The sequence below is a fragment of the Candidatus Alcyoniella australis genome, from assembly GCA_030765605.1.
GTDB classification, from domain to species: Bacteria; Lernaellota; Lernaellaia; order JAVCCG01; family Alcyoniellaceae; genus Alcyoniella; species Alcyoniella australis.
The window spans coordinates 32481-55074 of sequence record JAVCCG010000126.1; the positions used below are offsets into that span (position 1 = coordinate 32481).

Genomic DNA, 22594 nt, shown 5'->3' on the forward strand with positions numbered 1-22594 from the left:
AGATGGCGATAGTCCAATGTAATAAGGTCGAGAAGAAGTACGACGGCGGAGCCGGCGCCGTGCTGGCGCTCAGGGAGATCGACCTCACGATCGAACCCGGCGAGTTCACCGCCATCGCCGGACCCTCGGGCTCGGGCAAGACCACGCTGCTCAACCTGATCGGCGCCCTGGACACGCCCACCAGCGGCACGCTGATCGTCGCGGGCCAGGAGCTCTCCGGACTCAAGGAATCGCAACTGTCCAAGCTGCGGCTGCACAGCATCGGCTTCATCTTCCAGTACTACAATTTGGTTCCCGTGCTCTCGGCTTTGGAAAACGTCGAGTTCGTGATGCTGCTCCAGGGAGTCCCGCGTGAGACGCGCCACGCCAAGTCGCGCGAGCTGCTCGAGCGCGTGGGTCTGGCCGAGCTGATCCAGCGCCGTCCCTCCGACATGTCCGGCGGACAGCAGCAGCGCGTGGCCGTGGCGCGTGCCATTGCCGCCAATCCCGAGCTGGTGTTGGCCGACGAGCCCACCGCCAATCTCGACCAGGCCACGGGCGCCTCGCTGCTCGACCTGATGGCCGAACTCAACCGCAACGAGGGCACGACCTTCATCTTCTCCAGCCACGATCCAATGGTGATGGAACGCTCCCACCGTCTGGTCACCCTGCGCGACGGCGCGATCATCGAGGACGAACGACGCGAATGATCCGCGGCCGCGCCTGCTTGGTGCTGCTGATATTGTTCGTCGTGATCAGTGCATCTCCGGCCCGAGCCGTGACCCTGGTGCGCAATTCCGATGCTCAGGTTCGGCTGTTCGGCTATGTCAAAGCCCTGGGCTCGGCCCAGGATACCTGGGACACGCTGCGTTTGGCCGGGCTGGCCGACCAACGTTACTTGTTCGACGACACCCTGCGCCTGCGCGCCGGGATTTCGGCCTTCCTCTGGAGCAAGCTGCAACTCGAGTGCGTGGCTCAGGCCCGCGCGCTCAGCGGCGACTCGATCAAGCTCGATTACGACCTGCGCCACGGCCGAACCCAGGCCGCGACCGCGGCCGCGGCCGGCGAACTCAGCGCGCTGCTGGGATTCGGTCAATCATCCTCGGGCTCGGGCCTGCTGGACATGCAGGACACGCCGGTGGACGAGCGCAAGTTCAAGCTCGAGGACCGCATCGACCGGCTAAGCGCCACGCTCTACCTGGGCCCGGTACAGATCAAGGTCGGCAGATCGACAGTCTCCTGGGGTCCGGGCCTGACCTGGAATCCGACTGACATTGCCTCGCCGTTCTCGCCCACATCGCTCGATCGCGAGGAAAAGGTCGGCGTGGACATGCTCGACGTGTCAGTGGGATTAGGCGCACGCGGTTCGCTGGAAATCTTCGCCGCGCCCGTGGAGCACGACGAGCACGACCAACAGGTCGACTGCGAGCAGTCGGCGCTGGCTGGACGCTTCGGCCTGGGCGCAAGCGACGTCGACTTCAACCTGATGGGCGGCTGGATCTACGGCCAGGGGCGCGCGGGCCTGGACTTCACCTGGACCGCGGGCGACGGCCTGGTCTACGGCGGCGGCGTGGGCAGCTTCGAGTACGACGATCTTCCCGCGTTCGCCAACGCGATGCTCGGCTACACCTACGCCTTTAATCTCGAGGTCAACCCCTCGTTGCGCGTCGAGGCGCTCTACAACGGCCTGGGCGAGATCGACCCGGACAAGTATCTCGAACTCGCGTCCCGTCCCTGGTACGTGGCGGCGGCGAACCGCGGCTACACCTTCAACCTGGGCCGCTATTTGACCGCCGCGTCGCTGAACATCCAACCGCATCCGCTGGTCTCACTTTCCGCCACCGCGATCGTCAACCTCAACGACGGCAGCGTGCTGGCCTGGCCACAACTCACGTGGTCGATCCTCTCCAGCCTCGAGCTCTCCACGGGCATGACCCTGATGCGCGGGCCGCGCAACTCCGAGTACGGCGGGTTGGAGATCGACACCAACAGCGTTTACGGCGACGTGCTGGTCAGACAGCGCGACCTGGCCTACCTCTACCTGCGTTACGATTTCTAGGCTCCCGCATGGCACGCAAGCGGGCCTTGCCCCCGGCTCAAAGACTGGTTAACTGATGAACTGTTCGGGATCGTCGACCCCGAGTACGGCAATGGAGCACGGCGGGATCTGCACTGCATTGCCCGGCCGCCAATCGATCGGCCGCGGCCTGACCGCCGATGGCTGACGAGCGCTGTTCGCGGCCAGAGGTCCGTTGCCGCCGAGCAACACCGCACCCTGCCCCAGCTCGAGCGCCTCGCCCGCGAGTTCCACGGTCAACGGAGCTTCCGGATCGCGGTTGATTAAAAACAGCGTTGTGGCGCCTTGCTCATCGCAAGTGGCCAGAGCCATTAGTTTGGGCAGGCTGCTGCGCGGTTGGTTGACGCCGATCCCCGGCGCGTCGAAGCACGGTCCATCGACTTTGGTCGGAACCAACAACGAACGGGCCGACCGTCCGTAGAGCTGAAACACGTGATAGGCCGCGGTCGGCACCACGCGTCCGGGCCAGGCGCGGACCAGCCCGAGCACGTTGATGAACTGCGCGTAAGTCGCCAGCTCGACCTGCGGCCGCGCGGCCAGCATGTGCAGCGTACCGGCCAGGGCCACGGCGTCACGCATTTTCCAGTCGGCGCGATAGCTCTGAGTGACCCACCACCACAGGCCCCACTCGTCCAGGGCGATGCGCAGCGGCACATCGCCCAGCGAGCTGCGGATGCGCGCGGTGATCGCGTCGATGCGCGCGGCGAACTCCTCGGGCGAGCCGAGTATCGCCAGCATCCGTCGACCGGTAGCCATGTTGCTGTAACGCATGTGCTGCGGCTTGTTGCACGAGGGCAGATAGGTGTGGATCGAGAGTAGGTCCAGCTTGTGCCCCGCGATTTCGAACAGCCGCACGTTCCAATCCAGCCAGTCCAAGTCGGCTCCCACGGCCACGTAGCGCCCGCCGTGATCGACCTCATCCATCGCCTCGACGAACTCCAGATAGCGCCGGGCGTAGGTCTCAGCGTCGCTGTGCCCCAGGGCCCAGAAGCCGTAGCTCTCGTTGCCGATGCCCCAGAGCTTGACCGGCACGGGCTGGGGATGACCGTGATCCGCACGGCGCGCGCCCTCCCCGCTTGCGGCGTCGCCCGTGCAGTACTCGGCCCAGGCCGCGGCCTGTTCGGGCGTGCCCGTGCCCAGGTTGACGTTGATGTACGGATCCGCGCCAACGCGCTGACACAGCGCGGCGAACTCGAGTGTTCCGAAGGTGTGCGGATCGCGTGCGCCCAGCAGCGGTCCGTAGCGCCGCCAATAACGGTTGGGCGTGGTTTTGCGCGACCCAAGCGGCCCCACGCCGCAACGCCAATCGTAGCCGTCGGCGAACAGCCCGCCGGGCCAGCGGATCAACGGTGGCCGCGTCGCAGCCAGCAGTTCGACGATCCGCTTACGGGTTCCGGCGACATCGCGCTCCTCGCCGTGCTGGGCCATCAGACCGCCGCGGTAGATCGCCTTGGCCATGTTCTCGATGAAGTGTCCCAGCAAATCGCGCCTAAACGCGCGGCCCTCGGGTCGGCCGAGCTCAACCCTCGCCGTCGAGTCGGTCATCTTTGGTCAGCGGAAGCGTGAAGTAGAACATGCTTCCCTCTCCAAGCTTGCTGGTAAATCCCAGAATCCCGCCGTGCTCTTCGACGATCAAGCGGGCGATCGCCAATCCCAGGCCCGAGCCCTCGTGGTGGTAGTCGACGCTGTCGATCTGACCGAATTTCTCGAAGACCCGCTCTTTATCGGCCTCGGGGATACCCATGCCGTTGTCCGCCACTGTTACTTTGGACATTCGTCGCGCCTTGCCGTGACGATCGACCTTGCGCTCGACGCCCAGGCTGACGCGTACCCGTCCGCCCTCGGGCGTGTACTTCAGCGCATTGGACAGCAGGTTGGTCACCACCTGCATGGTCCGGTCGTAGTCGGCGTAGACCTGGCTGAGCTCCGGTCGATCGTAGGAGATCTTGTACTTAAGACTGATGTTCTTGTTCTCTGCGGTTTTGCGGTTGTTGAGCACCGCCTTCTCAACCAGCGAGGCGAGGTTGATCTCCTTGAAGTTAAACGGCATGCGCTTGGCTTCCATGCGGCTGATGTCGAGCACGTCGTTGATCAGCCGCGTCAGACGTTCGGCCTCGTCGAAGATGATCGTCAGAAACGACTTCTGCTGGTCCCAGTTCCGGGCCACGCCGCCGGAGATCAGCGCCTCGGTGTAGGCCGAAATCGAAGTCAACGGCGTGCGCATCTCGTGCGAGACCAGACTGATGAAGTCGTCCTTGGACTTGTCCAGGCTCTTGAGCTCTTCCAGCGCTTTCTCCAGCCGGCGGGTGCGCTCCTGGACCTTGGCCTCCAGATCGAGGTTAAGCCGCATGATCTCGGTGTTGGCTCGAGCGATCGTCTCCTCGCGCCGCATCAGCTCGTCGCGCGAGCGCACCAAGTCACCGGCCATCTTCTCAAACGCCCGCGCCAGCTCGCCGATCTCATCGCGCGTCTTCAGGTTGGGATCGACCACCAGCTTCCCGCCGTGAGGGCTGGTCATCAGATCGGTCAGCCGACGAATCGGCTTGACTATCGTCCGCGCCAGTAAAATTGCGAACAGCGCTATCAGCGCGAAGGCCACCGAGATGTAAGCGGTGCCGCGACGGCGGATGTCGTTGGTCACGAAGGCCATCCGGCTTTCGATCACCTCGCGGAACTGGGTAGTGTTGTTGCGCACATTATCTTGGGCGTCGTCGAGGTACTGGCGCGGCAGCATCGCCGCCATTAAATAATCGGTGTTCGCAACCGGCGCCACTGCCAGGATGTTCGGCTTGCCCTCACAGCGGATTTCGCCGTTGGTCGGGCTTTCCAGATCAACGCGGGCGACCTCGTTGAGTCCGGTGCAGACCCCCTCGAGTTCGCTCAGTGATCTGCCCTCGAGACTTCTGTTCGGATGAAATATCACGCGACCCGAACGATCGTAAATCCAGGTGATACCCTCGCCCCAGAACGGTTGCACGGCCATGCTGCGCAGATCATTGAGGGCCTGCTTGTCGGAAGGATCGGTCAGCGGATGAGTTCTAAGCCACACGCTGAGCTCGTTGGCCTGATCCTTGGCCCAGCTGTCGACCGCCTGGCGCACGAAGGTCGACACCGAGCCGCTGGCGATGGCCGCCGTGCGCTCGGCGTAGCCCTGGGTCTCGGTCTGTACCACGGGGCTGATCAGGCTCAGCCGCTGCTGGTCGATGTACCACAGCAGCAGCAGCGGGATCGCTGCCAACACGAGCATCGAGAGCGTGATGCGCATGCTCAACGAATAGACCGCGCTGCGCGCCCGGCCGCGATGGGCAGACCCTCGACCGACTATCGGTCGATCCTCGGGCACCAGGTCCGGCCGCTCGTAATGGTCGTTGTCGGTTATTGTTCCATCCCCCAGTCCCAAGGTTGCATGATGCCGATACGGCGAAACTCGATCTCCGGCCGCAGCTCGCGAAAGCGGCTGATCAACTCCTCGGGGTCCATCCCGGGAACGCGCCGCACTTGATCGTAGGGGATCGGGCCCTCGAGCTTGAAGCCGGAGAAATCGTCAAAATGGAACGGCACTACGATCTGCGGATCGAGGCGTTCGAGTAAAATCTGCGGCAGCTCCGGCCTACGCTTCCAGCCGGGTACGCAGCAGAACACGGCGTCGGCCGAGCAGCCCTCGAGGGATCGCTCGACCAGGTCGGCGCTCCCCTGATGAAACAGCGTACGGCCGCCGGCGCTGACCATGAACGACCAGACCTCGCCGTGCTTGTAGGCGGTAAAATGCGCCGGCAGCTTGAAGCGCTCGTCGATCTCGCCGGGTATCGGCACGCGGTTGAGCACCGCCTTGCCGTGGCGGCTGACCAGCGGCCGAACGCTGAACGGCCCAAGCTCGAGGGTCTCGCCCCCTGTGATCGAGAACATGCGCTCGTCCGGCAGTCCCGCAGCCCGCAGCAGGTTTCGCAGGCTGGCCCCGCCAACCGCCTTGCAGTCGATGCGCTCGAGCAGATCGGGGATGTCCAGCGCATGGTCCAAATGCGTGTGCCCGACCAGCATCCCCTGCACGTTGGACAATCCCGCTACGAAACGCTCGATGCGCTGGATATCGGGCCGCAGCTTGCAAAGTGCGATCTGTAGTTTGCCCGGTCTGGTGATGTAAGGGTCAATCAACAGCGTGGCGCCCTCGTGTTCGATAATCAGCCCTGCCGCTCCGATCCAGGTGATGCGCAAGCTCAGTCCTCCTCTTCGCTGTCCAACGGCGGCTTTTCGCCCGCCGCCACCTTTCTTACGTACCAGCGCAGGTCGCGCAGGGCTCCGCGCACGATCTTGACCTCGCGCGAGCTGGGCTCGCTACGCCCGATCATCCTGGCGATGGCCGTCATCGTGCGCTCGGGGTTGCCGTGGGCCAGAAATCCGCTGCGCTGGAGTACATCGTGCAGATCATTGTACATCCCGCGCACCTCTCGGTGCGAGGCGAGTTTATGGACCTTGAGCAACGGCTGCTCGACCAGCGACTGGGTCAGCTCGTAGAGAGTCACCACCACCGACTGCGCCAGGTTCAGCGAACCGTAATCGGGGTTGGACGGAATCATCACCAGGTGCTGACAGAGGTTGGTCTCGTCTGTGGTCAGCCCGCGATCCTCGCGGCCGAAGACCAGCGCGACCTGCTGCTCCGATCCCAGTTTTGCCATGCGCTCGGCGAACTCGCGCAGGTTTTCAGTTGTACGGCGGCCGCGCCCTTGGCGCCGCGTGAACGCCGCGGTGACCGTGTACGACCCCAGCGCTTCACTCAGGTCGCGCGGATACTGGGCGTCGCGGATCAGGTCCAGGCCGCCCAGGGCCATCTTGCGCGCCTCGTCGCCCATCACGTCGCACACCGGCCGCAGCAGCGTCAGACTGCCGAAGCCGAAGTTGCGCATCGCCCGTGCCACAGAGCCGACGTTTCCCGCGCCAACGGGCTCGACCAGCACTACACGAAAACGGTCCAGGCTTCCGCTGTTCACGCGGCCTCCCTCAGCGCGAGGAAGTTACGCATTATCTTCTCCCCCAGACTGCAATCGGCGCGGCGCACCAGCCGCGGCTCCACGCGCTGTCGCGGATAAAACAGCTTGATCATCGCCAGCAGCTTGAGTCCCTCGAGACGCATGATCTCGGGGTGGAACTGCAGGCCCCACAGCGGCAGTTCGCGGTGGCGCATGGCGTGCACGGCACAGTGCGTGGAGCGTGCCAGCACCTCGAATTGGTCGCCGGGGTCAATGACTTGATCAAAGTGGCTAAGCATTGTCACCGGCCCGCCCTGGATCCCGCACAACGGTCCGACCGCGGCGAGCACCTCGATCGGCAGCCAACCCAGCTCGGGGCGCGGCGCCGCTCCGACCGACTTCTCGCCCAGCAGCGTACGGGCGATCAGCTGATGCCCAAAGCAGATCCCGAGCAGCGGAACCGTGTGGCGGCAGGCCAGTTCGATCATCCGCTGCTGCTGTGTGATCCACGCGGCGTCCTCGTTGATCGAGGCCTCCGAACCAGTAATGATAATTCCGCTGTAGCGTCGAGGATCGAGCTGTGGCCGGTCGTAGATTCCCGAGACCACCTGAAAAGCACAGCCGACCTTGCGTAGAATCCGCGCGACGCATTCGCCCTGGTGGAGAATCGTGGCCTGAATCGAGTTGTCGACGACCAGGATGCTCATTCAGCCGGTTTGGCTAGGGCGGCCTTGATCTCGTCGACGATCGCGTTCGCCGCGGCGGCCGGGTCCGCAGCGCGAGTGATCGGCCGTCCGACCACCATCAGGTCGGTGCCGCGCCTGATCGCCGTGGCCGGCGTGGCAACGCGTTTCTGATCGCCCTGATCAGCGCCTGTCGGACGGATGCCCGGTGTGACTATCTCGATGTCGGGACCGACCGCGCGCCGCACGTCGCGTACCTCCCAGGCCGAACAGACCACGCCGTGAGCACCTGACTCGGCGGCCAGCGTGGCGAGCAGTCCGGCCTCACGCTCGGTGGGAGTGAGCATGCCGATGCGCATCAGGTCGGTGGCCGACATCGAGGTCAGCACGGTCACCGCCAAAATCTTGGGCGAGGCGAAACCCGCCTCCTGCGCCCCTTGCGCCGCGCCCTCGGCCGCGGCCTTGACCATCTGCGCACCGCCCATGGTATGCACCGTGGTGTAGGCCACTCCCATGCGGCCGATCTCGCGCGAGGCACCGGCCACCGTATTGGGGATGTCGTGCAGCTTCAGGTCGAGGAATACCGGCAGGCCGTTTTCCAGCACCCTGCGCACCAAGTCCGGCCCCCCGGCGGTGAACGCGGCCAGGCCGACCTTGTAGCCGCCCACTGATTGACGCAGCGTCTGCGCCATCTGCAACACCTCGTCAATGATGTTGAAATCCAGCGCCACAAACAACCTGTCGCGCGGCTCCATTACAGCTTCTCCTCTGCCACGGCCTGAGCCACGAGCTGTGCGGCCTGGTCCAGCGGCACCTCGGTAAATTCTTTCTCGTGGCGACGCTTGAGCTCTACCACTCCGCGCGCCAGCCCTTTGGATCCGACCGTGATCCGGAACGGGATGCCCAGCAGGTCCGCGTCCTTGAATTTGACGCCCGGGCGCTCGTCGCGCTCGTCGTAGAGCACGTCGACGCCCAATTGCTCCAGCTCGCGCTCGAGCCGCTCGCACGCCTCGGCGATTGCGGGATCTTTGGCCTTGATCGCGAGCACCAGCGCCTCGTAGGGCGCCAACGGCACGGGCCAGATGATTCCGTTGTCGTCGTGGTTCTGCTCGATGGCCGCGGCCGCGGTGCGCCCCACGCCAATGCCGTAGCAGCCCATCACGAAGTGCTGCTCCGCGCCCTCGGCGTCGAGGAACGCGGCGTTCATCGACCGCGAGTACTTGTCGCCGAGCTTGAAGATGTGCCCGACCTCGATGCCGCGCATCACGCTCATCGTCCCCTCGCAACGCGGGCAGCGATCGCCGGCCTGGGCCACGCGTAGGTCGAAAAAATCATCGGGCTCAAAGTCGCGGCCAATCAGTACGCCGCTGACGTGCATATCCTGTTCGTTGCCGCCGACCACCGCCGGGCCCATGCCGCGCAACGCGTTGTCCGCCACGATTCGTACCTTGGTCGCCATGTTCAGCGGTCCGGCAAAACCCACGGGCGCACCGCTGACCTGCTCGATGGTCGCGTTGTCCGCCAGCTCGACCCACTCGCAATCCAGGGCAAGCTTGAGCTTGGCCGCAGCCAGATCGTGATCGCCGCGCACCAAGGCGACCAACGGGCCATCCGGGGTCTGCATAATCAGCGTTTTAATCAACTGCCGCGGCTCCACCTCGAGGAACGCGGTCACCTCCTCGATCGTGCGTTGGCCCGGGGTCGGCACGCGCTTGAGTTGCGGCTGCTCTCCCGAGTAGTGGACCGTATCGCCTTCAAGGCCGATCTCGGCCTTCTCGGTATTGGCCGCGTAGTCGCAACTCCCACATGACGCAATGTCGTCCTCGCCGGTGCGCGCCAGCACCATGAACTCGTGAGAGAAACGTCCGCCGATTGTCCCGGTGTCAGCTTCCACCGCGCGGAACTTTAGACCGCAGCGCTCGAAGATCCGGTTGTAGGCCTGGTGCATCCGCAGGTAGCTCTGCTCCGCGCCGTGCTCGTCAGCGTCGAAGCTGTAGGCGTCCTTCATCGAGAACTCGCGACCGCGCATCAGGCCGAAGCGCGGGCGGATCTCGTCGCGGAACTTGGTCTGAATCTGGTACAGGTTCAACGGCAGTTGGCGATAGGAGCGCACTGTGCCGCGGATCAGCTCGGTGATCAGTTCCTCGGCCGTGGGGCCCAGGCAGAACTCGCGGCCGTGCCGGTCGCGCACGCGCAGCAACTCCGGGCCGTACTGTTCCCAGCGTCCGCTTTGTTGCCACAGCTCCGCGGGCTGAACTATTGGCATCAGCAGCTCGATGCAGCCCACCGCGTCGAGTTCCTCGCGGATGATCTTCTCGACCTTGCGCACCACGCGCAGTCCCAGGGGCAGCAGGTCGTAGATCCCCGCCGCCACCTTGCGAATCATTCCCGCGCGCAACATCAGCCGATGGCTGATGACCTCGGCCTCGGCCGGGTCCTCTTTGAGCGTCGGAATCAGTGCCTTGGAATAACGCATCTACCCTCCGAAGTCCCTGCTGTCGATTACTTCGTTGATCCGCCGGGCGATCTGCGCCGGATCGTCGGACTCGATCCGGCCGATCAAACGGCCCGAGACGTAAAGCTGCCAGCTATCGGCGCTACGCGCCACAACGCCCAGATCAGCCTCACGGCACTCGCCCGGCCCGTTGACCGTGCAGCCCATTACCGCCACTTCCAGCGGCTCCGTTCGGTCGCCAAGCTCAAGCTCGAGCCGTTCTGCGACCGCGGCCACATCCGCCGCGGCCCTGGCGCATGTTGGACAGGAAACTACTGATATTCCTCGTGATCTTAGCCCGACAGCCCTGAGAATTTCCCATCCGGCTCGTACTTCGGGCAGCGGATCTCCGCTTAAAGAAACACGGATCGTATCCCCGATACCCTCCAAAAGCAAGACGCCGATGCCCACTGCGCTGCGGATCGCGCCGCTGAAACGGGTGCCTGCCTCGGTGACCCCGACGTGCAGCGGATAGTCGCAATTTTGTGCGGCCAAACGGTAGGCGGCGATGGTCAATCCGACGTTGGAGGCCTTGAGGCTAAGCTTGATCGCGGTGACCCCGTGCTCCTCAAATGCCCGCGCCTGACCAAGCGCCGACTCGAGCATCGCCGCGGGCGTCACGCCGCCGTGTTTCTCGACCAACGAGCGCTCCATGCTGCCCGCGTTGATCCCGATGCGCACCGGCACGTTGGCGACGCACAGCGCCCGCGCCAACTGCGCCACGTGACGCTCGCCGCCCAGGGTCCCGGGATTGACGCGCAGGCCCTGGACCCCGGCGTCGAGGGCGGCCAGGGCCAGGTTGTGGTCGAAATGGATGTCGGCCACCAGCGGCAGCGGGCTGTGTTTGCAAATCGTGCAAAGAGCGCGCGCCGCCTCGTTGTCGGGAACCGAGCAACGCACGATCTCGCAGCCGACCGCTGCTAGGCGCTCGATCTGCGCCAGGGTCGCGTCCGCGTCCGCAGTGGAGGTGTTGGTCATCGACTGCACGCTGACCGCAGCGCCGCCGCCGACCTCCACCGCTCCGACCTTCAGTCGGCGCGTGCGCTCGCGGGGAAGCTTAATCTCCATGCTCGTCGCCCCCCCCGGCGCGCTCCGCGGAAAGCTCGATCCCGTAGCCCTTGATCTTGCGGTGCAGGTGCGTGCGCTCCACACCGATGGCCGCCGCGGTGTGCGTAACGTTGAAATTATTTTCGCTGAGTTTGCGCAGCAAATACTCGCGCTCGAACATCGCCCGCGCCTCTCGCAATCCCTGAGCCTCCATCGCTCCCAGGCCGCCCACGGCGTTGACGCCGCTCAGCGCCTCTTGCACGTTGCGCGCCTCGATCTGTTCGCCGCGGGTCATAATCAGCAGCCGCTCGACGATGTTCTTCAGCTCACGCACGTTTCCCGGCCAGGAATGCGCTCGCAACGCGGTCACGGCTTCGGACTTGAAGCTCTTGAGCGGCAGGGCCGATCGCGCGGCGAACTCGGTGGAGAAGGCCTCGACGAACAGCTCGACGTCTTCCAGCCGTTCGCGCAACGGCGGCACGTGGATCGGCACCACATTCAGCCGATAGTACAGATCCTCGCGGAACTGCCTGCGAGCCATCAGCTGCTGCAGGTCCTTGTTGGTCGCGGCGATGATCCGCACGTCGACGCTGATCGGCTCGACGCCGCCCACGCGCTCGAACACCTGCTCCTGCAAAATGCGCAACACCTTGGCCTGAGTTTTGAGGCTCATGTCGGCGATCTCGTCGAGAAACAGCGTGCCGTTGTCGGCCATATCGAACTTGCCCTTGCGGCGCGCCGTGGCGCCGGTGAACGACCCCTTCTCGTGGCCGAACAGCTCGCTCTCGATCAGCTCCTCGGGAATCGCCGCGCAGTTGACCTCGACGAACGGTCCGCTGCTGCGACGCGAGCTGATGTGGATCTGGCGCGCCACCAGCTCCTTGCCCGTGCCGTTCTCGCCGGTGATCAGCACGTAGCCCTCGGTGGGCGCGACCAGCTCGATCTGTTCGCTGACCGCCTCGATTTTGGCGCTGCGGCCGACCAGCTCGTAGCGCTGCTCAAAGCGCTCGCGAAGCAGCATGTTCTCCATTTTCAGCCGCTGCATCTCGATCACGTGCTCGATGGTCAGCACGATCTCGGGCAGCGAGATCGGCTTCTCCACGAAGTCGTAGGCCCCGAGTTTGGTGGCCTTTACCGCGGTCTCGATGTTGCCGTGGCCGCTGATCATGATCACCTCGATCTCGGGCCGTTCGCGCTTGAGCTGCTCGAGCACCGACATGCCGTCGCGGCCGGGCATCCAGATGTCGAGCAGCACCACGTCCGGTGCGCTCTCCGCCGCGATCTTCAGCGCCTGCTCGCCGTCGGCCGCGACGACCACGTCGAAACCCTCGTCGCGCAGCACGCCGGCCAGGGTCTCCCTGATCCGTTGCTCGTCGTCGACCACCAACACGCGTTTACTCATCGCCCTACGCCCTTCCCGTCTGCTTGCCCAGCGGCAGCTCGATCAGCACGATCGTGCCCCGCGGCTCGTTGCTTCGTACGCGGATGTAGCCGTTGTGATCGGCGACGATCCGCTTGACGATCGCCAGCCCCAGGCCGGTGCCGTCGGGCTTGGTCGAGGCGTAGGGCTCGAACAGCCTGCCCGCCATCTGCGGCAAAATTCCCGCGCCGTCGTCCGCGACCGCGATGCGCACGGAGCCGCCGTCCTCAAGCATCGAGGTACTGATCTCAATTTTTCCCTCGCCGCGGATGCTGTCCACGGCGTTGTCCAGCAGGTTGATCAGCGCGCGCCGCAACTGGTCGGGATCGACCGGGACCAACGGCAAACGCGGATCGTGCTCCTGTTGGAACTCGATGCGCTTGTGCGCCTGCTGGTGCAGCACCAGGGTCTCGGCGATCAGCTCGCGTAAATCGGTCAGCTGCGGCTTGGCATCGGCCATGCGCGCGAACATCGAGAACTCGTTGACCATGTTCTTCAGATCGCCCACCTGGTCGATGATCATCTTCGTACACTCGTCGAACACCGCGTCGTCCGCGCTGAAGCGCTCCAGGTAGCGCTTGCGCAGCCGTTGGGCCGAGAGCTGGATCGGGGTCAGCGGATTCTTGATCTCGTGGGCGATACGCCGCGCAACCTCCTGCCAGGCGGCCATACGCTGGGCGCGCAGCAGCTCGGACAGATCTTCGAACACCACAACCGTGCCTCCGGCGCGGCCCACGCTGCCCTCGGCTCCAAGATTGGTCACACTGACCAGCAGGTGCTTGAGCTCACCGTGAACCGCGATCTCGGTCTGGCGGCTGAGCGTCTGCTGCCCGCTGCGTCCCAGATCGCGCAGCATGATGCGAATCACGTCCACGTGCTCGGCCTGGATCACTTCGACGTAACGCCGGCCGACGATCTGCGCGCCCTCGAGCTTGAGCAGCGCGCGCGCCGCCTCGTTGGCCAAGCTGATCCGGCCGCTACGGTCCAGTCCGATCACGCCTGCGCCCACGCTGCGCAGGATCGTCTCCATATAATGCCGACGTTGCTCCAAATCGAAGTTGGTGCTCTCGATCTGGGCCTTGCTCAGCTTGAGGTCAGAGGCCATGCGGTTGAAGCTGTTGACTAACTGCGCCAGCTCGTCGTCCGGCGGCAGCTCAACGTGCACGTCGAGGTTGCCCGCGGCCACTTGATCCGTGGCCTCGGCCAGGCGCTGGATCGGCACCACCAGGCCGCGGCTGAGGTAGATCCCGAACCAACTGGCCGAGAACAGAATCAGCAGGCTGATGCTGGTCAGGATCACCAGGTAGCCCAAGCGGATCGGTTGGCTGAGCAGACGGAACTGGTCGTAGTTCGACACGGCCTGCGCCACCTGCTGCATCCCGGCGTACACGTCCTGCGGCAGGTGCACGGTAAGCACGATCACTCCCACGGGACCGGCCTGCGAACCGGTTTCGTAGACCAACGATACGCCGCGCACCAGCTGGCCGCCCTTGTACGAACCGCTGAGCGCGGACGAGGGCTGTCCCAACTCGAGGTAGTGCGGCATGTTCTCGCTGTAGATCTGCTGCGACAGATCGAGCCCTTTAAAGCGCTGAACCTTTCCAGTACGCGCGTTGTAGACCTCCACCGCGTCCACGTCGAGGTTCTGGAAGGCATTGAACACGAACTCGAGCAGGTCGTTCTCGCACCCATCGTCTAGCAGCCCGGCCGACTCGACCTGGCGCGCCAGGCCCGAGCTGGCTACCTGCACCCCGCGCTCGTAGACCCGGTACTGTTGCTGCGCCAGCTGCAGGCTACCGTGCAACGCGCGGGTGATCGTCGGCGAGAGGTAGCGATCGAGGCTCGCCGCGGTGAGGGTCCAGGCCACGTAGAACAGCAGCACCGTGGGGATCAAGGCAAAGCCGACGAAGGCCACCATCAGCTTGGTGCGCAGCTTGCTCCCCAACACGCCCGTGCGGCGCTCCATCACCAGCTTGGTCACGTTGCGCAGGATCAGGAACAGCAGCAGGATGATCAGGATGATGTTCAAATCGAGCAGCGCGAAGAAGACCATCGTCGGCCCGTAACCGCCGACCTGGGGCAGCCGCACCGTGACCGTCTGCATCACGAACACCACCACCACGGCTACGGCCAGGGCGATCATCAGCACCACGTCGCGGCGTCTGCGGCGTCGCGCCGAATCGTCGAGCAGCCGCTCGTCGTACTCGCGGCTCATCGATCGCTCCACAGGCTCTGGTCGATGTAGACGCGGGTCCACTCGGTCTCCAGATCCCAGAACGTGACAAAGAACAGCAGAGAATCCAGAAACGGCGGCAGCTCCACGCTGCGTAGCTCGGCCTTGACCTCGACGTAGTAGCGCTGGTCAGGCTCGAGCACCGAGTGGATCACCAGCGGTATGTCGCGAATCGTGGACATCAGATCGTGCGCAGCCTGGAAATCCTTGGTTACCGCGGCCTGCCCCTGGCTTGAGGGGTCGACCGTGTACTCCTGGCGCAATGTGTCGTAAGAGATCGTGCGCCGCACCTCAATGGTGGCGATCCGCTCGTCGGTCCAGCCCGAACGCTCGCGCGCCATGTGCACCTGGAAGGTAAAAGTCGTGGGCAGACCCGAGAGAATCCCCTCGTCGACCTTCTGGGTGAACGCTCCCTCCACCTCAAAATCGACCATCAGAAACAGGCCTTCGGAATGGACCTCGACCAATTTGACCCGCGGCTGTTCATGGGCCCAGGCAGCGGACGTGGCACACAACACACAGATTGCCAGCAGCAGCGCCAGCGGGCGCACCCCACGCGGCCCGCGACAGGTTTTACTCGTTAATACGTGTGGTAAGCCGACATAGTGCATGCGATTGTGGCGGCTATCCTACTGTGGGACGCAGGCTAGTTCAAGGGAAACTGTTGTAAAAATGCAGCACCGAGTCCGTCCCAAATGAGCGCTGGATCATCTATTGCGCGGGCCAGCCTTGCATACACAGCGGCTTTTCCAGGTGGCTTTCCTCGAGCAACTCCTGGTTGTTCATGATCTCGAGCGTGGGGCCGTCGGCGGCCACGCGTCCCTGATTGAGCACGATGCAGCGCTGGCACAAATCGAGCACCATGTCCAAATCGTGAGAAGCAATGATCTTGGTATGCTCAAATGTCTTGAGCATCTCGATCAGTTGCCGTCGGCTTTTCGGATCGAGGTTCGAGGTCGGCTCGTCCATCACCAAAATATTGGGCGACATCGAAAGCACGGTGGCGATCGAAACGGCACGCTTCTCGCCGCCGGAGAGTTTGTAGGGCGGACGGTCCCGCAGATGCTCGGCTCCGACGATCCGTAGAGCGCGCACCACGCGCGACTCGACATCGTCCGGCGGCAGGCCCATGTTCAGCGGGCCGAAGGCCACGTCGTCGAACACCGTGGGCATGAAAAGCTGGTCGTCGGGGTCTTGAAACACCATGCCCACAGTTCTGCGGATCAGGCCCAAGGTGCCCTTGGACAGCATGGTGTCGCCGATCTGCAGCGTGCCCGCGTTGGGGATCAGGCAGCCGTTCAGATGCTGAAGCAGGGTCGATTTGCCCGCGCCGTTGGCCCCGACGATCGCCACCGACTCGCCGTGGGTAATGCGAAAGGACACTCCCCGAACGGCCTGGGTGCCGTCGGGGTAGCTGTAGTGGATCTGCTTGGCCTCGACGATGTGGTGGCTCATGTGAATATACCTGTGACCGATTCGCCGATCAGGCGTGAGAGGTTGAAAAAGCGCAGCCCGACGAACAGCGCCGACCAGCCCAGCACGAACGCCGCGTCGCGAGGGCCGAAGGCAAGGGGCTTGAACGCCGGGATCTCGCCGGAAAATCCCCGGCAGCTCATCGCCAGATGAATCCGCTGCGCCCGGTCCAGGGTACGCAACAGCAGATGGCCCACCATTGACCCGAAAGTGCGGATGTTGGTGCCCTTGCCGTTGAAGGTCCGCAGGGCGCGTGCGCGCACCATGCGCAGTGATTCGTCCACGAGCACGAACAGGTAACGATAGAAGAACATCAGCTGCGTGACGAAGATCTGCGGCACCCCGAGTCGTCCCATTGCCGTGCAGACCGAGTTGAACCCGGTCACGGCCACCAGGGTCAGTGCGGCGCTGACTGTTAACACGAACCGAACAATGATCGAGGCAAAGGAAATCCAGCCCGCGGAGATCTCCAACGGGCCCAGCGTCATCATGATCTGGCGATCGATCAGCGGATTGAAGATGCCGATCAGCACGGCAAAGGGCGCCACCACCGCGATCTTGCGCGCCAGGAACGATGTCGGGATGTTGCCCCACAGGCACAGCGCGGCCGGGTAGATCAGAAAAGGGATCAGCGCCGAGACCTCGTAGCGCCCGAAAGAGACGACCGCAACGATGAAGACCATCGTGGTCAACAGCTTGGCCCGTCCGTCCAGACGATGGATCGGCGTATCCTGCGCAGAGAGCCGGTCTACGGCCCCGAGGTCGAATGTCTCAATATTGATCTTCGGCATTTACAATCACATGTTGCGGATCAACGAAGCGGCTTGCGCGCCGCGACGTGGCTCGTCAGGGTTTGCGCACAGTAATCTGGGCGGTCGCGGTCTTACGCCGTTTGAGCACAAAGGCGATCAGCGTCGCCAACAGCAGGGTCAGTACGCTGCCGATCAGGCCTGAAACGCTGGTCCCCGCCTGCACCGCGGGCCACGCTTCCTCCGCCTCGTGCTGCGCCTCGTCTTGCTCTGCGGTCTTGAATCCGTAGTCCGGCAGGAATGCGGTCCTCTCCTGTAACCCGGCGAGCTTATCGTACACTTCGGCCCCCGGAGTCTCCAACTCCTCGTGCCCCGAGGTTTTGAACATCGACCATTCCAGGCCGTCGGGATGGCCGGAGGCGAACCAGGAGAAGATCGCGCCGATCACAATCGTGGCCACCGCCAAACCAGCGAGCACGTTGCGGGTTGAAAACGATCCATACGGTTTGGATCCGGCCGCCGCCTGGATGATCTCGGGCCGCGCCTGCCAGACGAAGAGCACCACCGCGGCCGTGGCCAGGCCCTCGACAATGCCGATGCCCAGGTGGATCGGCTGCATCAGCAGCACAAAGGTGCCAAACGGCAGCGATGAGATGCCCGAGAAAAGTGTTTCCAATACCACGGCGAATGCGCCGAGTTGCAGCCCGACGATCGCGGCGATCAGCGAGCCGGTGATAATCTTCCCCCGCGATGGCTGCAAGCCGGCGATGGTCTTGAAAATCAGCGGGTAGGCGATAAAGCAGGGGAAAAAGCCCAGATTGAAAATGTTGCATCCCAGGGCCAGCAGTCCGCCGTCGGCAAAGAACAGGGCCTGAACCGTAAGCACCGAGGCCATGGCTAAAAACGCCGCGTAGGGCCCCAGCAAAATGGCCATGATCAGCCCGCCCCCCAGATGGCCGCTGGATCCGGTGGCCGGGATAGTAAAATTAATCATCTGGGCGGCAAAAATGAAAGCCGCGGCCACGCCCATCAGCGGGACCTTGCTCTGGTCCATCTCCTGCTTGACCTTCTTGGAGCTGTAGCCGATCAGGACCGCGGTCGCAGTCCACATGACTCCGCCGACCGTCGGTGAGATCAGGGCGTCAGCCATGTGCATGATTCAACCCTCGCCTAAAAAGTCTCAATCGACATCCGACATTGGACTTGAGATGAATTGTTCGAATGCCTCGGTAGTACGTTTTTCAATTTTGTACTACTGTCGCGGGCGCCCGTCAACCCGGGATTAGACTTGCTTGTGCTTCCAGCGGCCGAGGCTGAACAGGAAGGCGATGCACAGCGCTTTAACAATTGTGGTCAGGCTGATCGCCCACCAGATCCCGTCGGCCCCCAGCCCGATGTGCATCAGCGCCAATGCAATCGGGAAGCGCGCCAGAGTCAGCGGAATCTGCACGGCTGTGGGCGGCAAAGTGTTGCCCGCACCGTTGAATCCTCCGGCGAGCACCAACTCCAAGGCCATGAACGGTTGGGAAATTGCCAGAATCACCAGATAGGAACTGCTGATCCGCACCACCTCCGGATCGTTGACAAAGATGCGCACGATAAGCCCGGGGATCAATAGAAAGGCCAAACCGAACAGCGTGTTGTATCCCGCGGCGATCCCCGCGGCGCTCCAGACGGCGCGCGCAGCCCGTTGCGGCTGCCCTGCCCCGAGGTTTTGGCCGACCATCGTGGACGCGGCGATGCTGAATCCCATTGCTCCGAAGAAAGTCAGTTGCTCTACGGTATGGCCGATTCCCAGTCCGGCCACGGCAGCGGTGCCGACCCTCGAGGTCAGCGTGGTCAGTGCGATGTAGACCGCAGCGAACAGCAGGTTCGAGAGGCACTGCGGCAGGCCGATGCGCAAAGCCTGAAACCAGATCCGCGGCGCGATCGGCGTGAGGTCCGAGAGGCGTAGATGTAGGTTCTTGTGTCCCCGAAGCAGCAAGTACAGGCCGCCCGCGACCCAGATCCCACGGCTGCACAGCGTTGCCCAGGCTGCACCGGCCACTCCCATTGCCGGAAAACCCCAATAGCCGTAGATCAGCAATGGGTCGAGCACGCTGTTGACCACCAGGCTGAAAGCCACGAACTTGATCGGAGTCACGGTATCGCCGCTGGCCTGGTACACGCTGTTGAGCACAAAGCTCAAAAACAGCAGCGGCTGGCCCCAGAGCAACACGCGCACGTAGGACGCGCCGTCGGCGGTTACCGCGGCTGTGGTTCCCATCAGGTGGAACAGTCCCTCGACCTGGGGCAGCAACACCCCGGCCGAGATTACCGACAGCAGCAACGCCAGCACCAGGCCCTGGCCCGCCGCGTGGCGCGCCCGGCCTTGATCCTCGGCGCCCAGCGCCCGCGAGACCATGGTGCTGGTGCCGATCGTCGCCAGGTTGGTCAGCGCGAACGTGCCCCAAATGATAAACATACCGGCGCTGACTCCGGCAAAGGCCGCCGGTCCGTCGGGCAAATGACCGACCCAATAGCGATCAATGAAGTTATATGCCGCTTGGAGGTAATACGCGCCGATTGTCGGCAGGGCCAAACGCAGAATCGGAGGCAGTAACGGACCCTGGATCAGTCGTTGCCTAGTCTCTTCGGCTCTTTGCCGGGCCCCTAATTGCAGAATTTCGTGGCGCATTGGAGGCGGATATTAGCACATGCGCCGGAATCGTATCTACTTGACGATACGGAAATATTCCATTGCCTTACGCAGCAGAAACTTGACGCTCGACCAATTGCGGAACGTGCGCCACAGTCCGAAAAACGTGCGCGGCCGCAGATAGAAACGCAGCAGCGCCCGCTGGCGAATGCGGTCGAGCTGTTGCGCGCTGAGCCCCTCGACGAACGAATAGTTGATGGTCTCGAAGTGAATATTGCGGATGTCGAATTCCCCAAGACGACCCGCGGCCTTAAGATCGTCGTAGATCTGCGAGCCGGGCAGCGGCGAGAAGCAGTTGAAGTGCGCGCGGTCCAGCGGCAGGCTCAGCGCCAGCTTGACCGTCTGCTCGATCTCCTGACGCGTCTCGCCGGGGAAGCCGATGATGAAAAACGAGATCGCGCGGAACCCGTGGCGCTTGATCATCTCGATCTTCTGCGGCACCTGGTCCAGCCGCACCTTCTTTTTCATCATGTCCAGCACGCGCTGGGACCCGGACTCGATGGCCACCATCAACTCGTAGCCGCCCATCTGCTTAAGCGCGTCGAGCATCTCGTCGTCCAGGGTATGCAGATGCAGTCCGCAGGCGAACGAGACGCTGACGTCCAGCGCGCTGCGTTTGAACTCCTCGGCAATGGCCAAAATGTGCTGGCGGTCGGCGTTGACGTTGTCGTCAATGATCTTGATCTCGTTGATCCCGTAGCGCTGGTGCAGGATCGTCATCTCCTCGAGCACCAGCTTGGGGTCGCGCAGCCGCAGCTTGCTGCCGCAGAGACTCTTGGCGCAGCAGAACGTGCATTTGTAGGGGCAGCCGCGCGATGTAAGCATGGTCATCGCGGGCATGCGCTGGGTGAATCCGCCGCCGAAAACCTCGGTCTGATAGCCGTCGATGCGCATCACGTCCCAGGCCGGGAAGCCATAGGCGTCGATGTTCTCGGGAAAGTCTGGAGTGTTCTGCCTAAACCCACCGTTTTCGCGCCAAACCAATCCGGGAACATCGGCCAGATCAACAGCTCCGTCACCGGCGACGTGGCGCGCCAGCAGCGGCATGGCCCGCTCGCCCTCGCCCGCGATCACGTAGTCGATGCCACGCAGATGCTCGAAGGTCTCCAGCGGCATGGTCGAGGGGTGCGGGCCTCCGGCCACGATCGGCACGTCATGGCCCAGCACGTTGCGCGCGCGGTCGATCATCTGCTGGTTTTGTTCCATCTCTCGCGAGTAGACCTGGATTCCCACCAGGTCGGGCCGCGACTGTTCGAGCCGGGCCTCAAAGTCCTTGGATTGGAGATACTTGTTTCCCAGGTCGAGCAGCTCGACCTCGATCTCAGCGCGCAACAACGCAGTGGCGATGTAGCCCATGCCCAACGGTGGGACCGATGAGCAGACCGAGTTCTTCGGGAACGGGCGCAACAGACTGACCTTCATTCGTGAAACATCCTCTTAATCAACCGGCCAATACTAGCATTAATAGTCCGGGCTATTCCGCGATCAGCCGTAGGTACTTATCGCGCCAGGGCATGAACTGATCCAGTGGCGGGTAGTTGCGCACGTGACGGGCCAGGCGCGAGGCGCGCGACAGGGCCTTGATATAGACCAAGGCCGGTGCGGGACGCAGCAACAGGCGCGCCACGGGTTTGATCCATTGGCTCGGCGGCTTGCGCACCTCGTAGTCCAAAAACGTCTGGCGCAAACTCTCGGCGTCGCTCAGACCCACTTCAAACGCCGCGTTGAGTTGCTCGTCGGTCATGCTCAGCAGCGAGTTGCCCATTGAGCGCAGCATGGCGAACTTGGCGCCCTGATCGCTGAAGTATTGCTCGTTGATCGGCCACAGCGCCGCGCGCGTGCATCCGGCCTTGAGCGCCTGCGGCAGCAGCCGTTCGGCGATTATGGTCAGCGCCATGCCCGAGGCGATCCCCTCGCCGCTGAACGGCTTGTTGGTCGCGGCCGCGTCGCCGATCACAAGTACGCCGTGATCGACCAGGCTCGCCGGGCTGTGCGCATAGGGCGCCAATCCGGCCACACCGCGATCAAGGGTCAGGCCCTCGCGCGGCTGCTGCTCGATCCAGCGGGCGTGGTCCTGCCTAAGTTGCGGCAGGGTCTGGGGCCCGCCCATGCCGAAAATCGTGTAGGTCGGGTACTTGGCGATCCAGGCGTTGAGCCCGCCGAATGAGTGCAGCTCGGGCGCGCTGGTTCCCTCCTTGCGTTTCCAGTATTCCATGTAGACGTTGAAGCACGCGTCGTCACCCTCAAAGGTCAGCAGCGGTATGTGCCGTCTGATCACGCGCCGCATGCCGCTGGCGTCGACCACCAACGGCGCGCGCAGCTCGAAAGTCGAATCCCCGTCCGCGACTTGCAGGCCGACCACCACGTTGTTCTCGACAATCGGTCCCTCGACGCGCATGCCGTAACGCAGGTCCGCTCCCGCCGCCTCGGCCAGCGAGCGCAACGAGCCGATGAACCAATCCAGGTCCATGGCCCAGGTCTCGACCCCCTCGACCTTGGCCCGCAACCGGGTATCCGGCGCGTAGACCGTCATGCCCGGCATCGTACACGTTACCTGCGATGGCGGCGGCAGGGGCACGTCCGTGCGCTGGAACGCCGCGTGCTCGAAGTGGAACACGCCCACATCCGAGGCCGGCTGATCTTGCCCGCGGGCCTCGAAGCCGACCACGCGCATCCCGGCTTTGGCGAAACGCCAGGCCGCGTGCGCTCCCACCGGACCCAATCCGACAATTAAGACGTCTGCATTCATGACTGGACAGGCTAGGTCAACTTTTTCC

Annotated in this window: 19 protein-coding genes; 2 read left to right on the forward strand and 17 right to left on the reverse strand. The window is 63.7% G+C overall.

Going from position 1 to position 22594, the window contains the following annotated elements:
* Positions 1–2 precede the first annotated feature (2 nt).
* Both P9M14_15555 and P9M14_15560 read left to right on the forward strand, forming a co-directional pair.
* The gene (locus P9M14_15555) at positions 3–689 is read left to right on the forward strand and encodes an ABC transporter ATP-binding protein (GenBank protein ID MDP8257160.1); all 687 of its coding nucleotides are present in this window, start codon (positions 3–5) and stop codon (positions 687–689) included.
* Complete coding sequence (locus tag P9M14_15560; GenBank protein ID MDP8257161.1) at positions 686–2038, forward strand: hypothetical protein; 1353 nt, start codon at positions 686–688, stop codon at positions 2036–2038. Before P9M14_15555 ends, P9M14_15560 begins: the two co-directional genes overlap by 4 nt.
* A 48-nt stretch (positions 2039–2086) precedes the next feature.
* Here the strand turns inward: P9M14_15560 and P9M14_15565 are convergent, their stop codons facing one another.
* From P9M14_15565 to P9M14_15645, 17 genes are all read right to left on the reverse strand, one after another.
* The gene (locus P9M14_15565) at positions 2087–3601 is read right to left on the reverse strand and encodes an alpha-L-arabinofuranosidase C-terminal domain-containing protein (GenBank protein ID MDP8257162.1); all 1515 of its coding nucleotides are present in this window, start codon (positions 3599–3601) and stop codon (positions 2087–2089) included.
* The gene (locus P9M14_15570) at positions 3576–5456 is read right to left on the reverse strand and encodes an ATP-binding protein (protein ID MDP8257163.1); all 1881 of its coding nucleotides are present in this window, start codon (positions 5454–5456) and stop codon (positions 3576–3578) included. The genes P9M14_15565 and P9M14_15570 overlap by 26 nt, the downstream gene beginning before the upstream one ends.
* Positions 5432–6268: an MBL fold metallo-hydrolase gene (locus P9M14_15575; GenBank protein MDP8257164.1), complete on the reverse strand. Its 837-nt coding sequence runs from the start codon at positions 6266–6268 to the stop codon at positions 5432–5434. Before P9M14_15575 ends, P9M14_15570 begins: the two co-directional genes overlap by 25 nt.
* A gap of 2 nt (positions 6269–6270) precedes the next feature.
* Entirely contained in the window at positions 6271–7041 is a 771-nt protein-coding gene (locus P9M14_15580; protein ID MDP8257165.1) for a TrmJ/YjtD family RNA methyltransferase, read from the reverse strand.
* Positions 7038–7727 carry a type 1 glutamine amidotransferase gene (locus P9M14_15585; protein MDP8257166.1) on the reverse strand — a complete coding sequence of 230 codons (690 nt, stop codon included), beginning with the start codon at positions 7725–7727 and terminating at the stop codon, positions 7038–7040. Before P9M14_15585 ends, P9M14_15580 begins: the two co-directional genes overlap by 4 nt.
* Positions 7724–8458 carry an orotidine-5'-phosphate decarboxylase gene (pyrF, locus tag P9M14_15590; protein ID MDP8257167.1) on the reverse strand — a complete coding sequence of 245 codons (735 nt, stop codon included), beginning with the start codon at positions 8456–8458 and terminating at the stop codon, positions 7724–7726. The genes P9M14_15585 and pyrF overlap by 4 nt, the downstream gene beginning before the upstream one ends.
* Positions 8458–10179, reverse strand: coding sequence for a proline--tRNA ligase (locus P9M14_15595; protein MDP8257168.1), 1722 nt, complete (start codon positions 10177–10179; stop codon positions 8458–8460). Before P9M14_15595 ends, pyrF begins: the two co-directional genes overlap by 1 nt.
* Complete coding sequence (gene ispG / locus P9M14_15600; GenBank protein ID MDP8257169.1) at positions 10180–11265, reverse strand: flavodoxin-dependent (E)-4-hydroxy-3-methylbut-2-enyl-diphosphate synthase; 1086 nt, start codon at positions 11263–11265, stop codon at positions 10180–10182.
* The gene (locus P9M14_15605; GenBank protein MDP8257170.1) at positions 11255–12646 is read right to left on the reverse strand and encodes a sigma-54 dependent transcriptional regulator; all 1392 of its coding nucleotides are present in this window, start codon (positions 12644–12646) and stop codon (positions 11255–11257) included. Before P9M14_15605 ends, ispG begins: the two co-directional genes overlap by 11 nt.
* A gap of 4 nt (positions 12647–12650) precedes the next feature.
* Positions 12651–14879 (reverse strand): ATP-binding protein, encoded by a 2229-nt coding sequence (locus P9M14_15610; GenBank protein ID MDP8257171.1) that lies wholly within the window; start codon positions 14877–14879, stop codon positions 12651–12653.
* Positions 14876–15448, reverse strand: a complete 573-nt coding sequence (locus P9M14_15615) for a DUF4390 domain-containing protein (protein ID MDP8257172.1) — start codon at positions 15446–15448, stop codon at positions 14876–14878. Before P9M14_15615 ends, P9M14_15610 begins: the two co-directional genes overlap by 4 nt.
* Positions 15449–15608: 160 nt before the next feature.
* Positions 15609–16352 carry an ABC transporter ATP-binding protein gene (locus P9M14_15620; protein ID MDP8257173.1) on the reverse strand — a complete coding sequence of 248 codons (744 nt, stop codon included), beginning with the start codon at positions 16350–16352 and terminating at the stop codon, positions 15609–15611.
* A complete protein-coding gene (gene cbiQ, locus P9M14_15625) occupies positions 16349–17161 on the reverse strand; it encodes a cobalt ECF transporter T component CbiQ (protein ID MDP8257174.1) in 813 nt (270 codons plus the stop codon). The genes P9M14_15620 and cbiQ overlap by 4 nt, the downstream gene beginning before the upstream one ends.
* Positions 17162–17216: 55 nt before the next feature.
* On the reverse strand, positions 17217–18275 hold the full coding sequence (locus P9M14_15630) for an energy-coupling factor ABC transporter permease (GenBank protein MDP8257175.1): 1059 nt from the start codon (positions 18273–18275) through the stop codon (positions 17217–17219).
* Between the two features lie 126 nt (positions 18276–18401).
* Positions 18402–19700: an MATE family efflux transporter gene (locus P9M14_15635; GenBank protein MDP8257176.1), complete on the reverse strand. Its 1299-nt coding sequence runs from the start codon at positions 19698–19700 to the stop codon at positions 18402–18404.
* Between the two features lie 132 nt (positions 19701–19832).
* A complete protein-coding gene (locus P9M14_15640) occupies positions 19833–21239 on the reverse strand; it encodes a radical SAM protein (protein ID MDP8257177.1) in 1407 nt (468 codons plus the stop codon).
* Positions 21240–21291: 52 nt separating this feature from the next.
* On the reverse strand, positions 21292–22530 hold the full coding sequence (locus P9M14_15645) for a hypothetical protein (GenBank protein ID MDP8257178.1): 1239 nt from the start codon (positions 22528–22530) through the stop codon (positions 21292–21294).
* Positions 22531–22594 lie beyond the last annotated feature (64 nt).

Bases quoted from the DNA above. Each gene is read 5' to 3' on its own strand.
- P9M14_15565 (MDP8257162.1), bottom strand. From the start codon at position 3,601: ATGACCGACTCGACGGCGAGGGTTGAGCTCGGCCGACCCGAGGGCCGC.
- P9M14_15610 (MDP8257171.1), bottom strand. From the start codon at position 14,879: ATGAGCCGCGAGTACGACGAGCGGCTGCTCGACGATTCGGCGCGACGC.
- P9M14_15605 (MDP8257170.1), bottom strand. From the start codon at position 12,646: ATGAGTAAACGCGTGTTGGTGGTCGACGACGAGCAACGGATCAGGGAG.
- P9M14_15620 (MDP8257173.1), bottom strand. From the start codon at position 16,352: ATGAGCCACCACATCGTCGAGGCCAAGCAGATCCACTACAGCTACCCC.
- cbiQ (MDP8257174.1), bottom strand. From the start codon at position 17,161: ATGCCGAAGATCAATATTGAGACATTCGACCTCGGGGCCGTAGACCGG.
- P9M14_15640 (MDP8257177.1), bottom strand. From the start codon at position 21,239: ATGAAGGTCAGTCTGTTGCGCCCGTTCCCGAAGAACTCGGTCTGCTCA.
- P9M14_15560 (MDP8257161.1), top strand. From the start codon at position 686: ATGATCCGCGGCCGCGCCTGCTTGGTGCTGCTGATATTGTTCGTCGTG.
- P9M14_15595 (MDP8257168.1), bottom strand. From the start codon at position 10,179: ATGCGTTATTCCAAGGCACTGATTCCGACGCTCAAAGAGGACCCGGCC.
- P9M14_15630 (MDP8257175.1), bottom strand. From the start codon at position 18,275: ATGCACATGGCTGACGCCCTGATCTCACCGACGGTCGGCGGAGTCATG.
- P9M14_15585 (MDP8257166.1), bottom strand. From the start codon at position 7,727: ATGAGCATCCTGGTCGTCGACAACTCGATTCAGGCCACGATTCTCCAC.
- ispG (MDP8257169.1), bottom strand. From the start codon at position 11,265: ATGGAGATTAAGCTTCCCCGCGAGCGCACGCGCCGACTGAAGGTCGGA.
- P9M14_15555 (MDP8257160.1), top strand. From the start codon at position 3: ATGGCGATAGTCCAATGTAATAAGGTCGAGAAGAAGTACGACGGCGGA.
- pyrF (MDP8257167.1), bottom strand. From the start codon at position 8,458: ATGGAGCCGCGCGACAGGTTGTTTGTGGCGCTGGATTTCAACATCATT.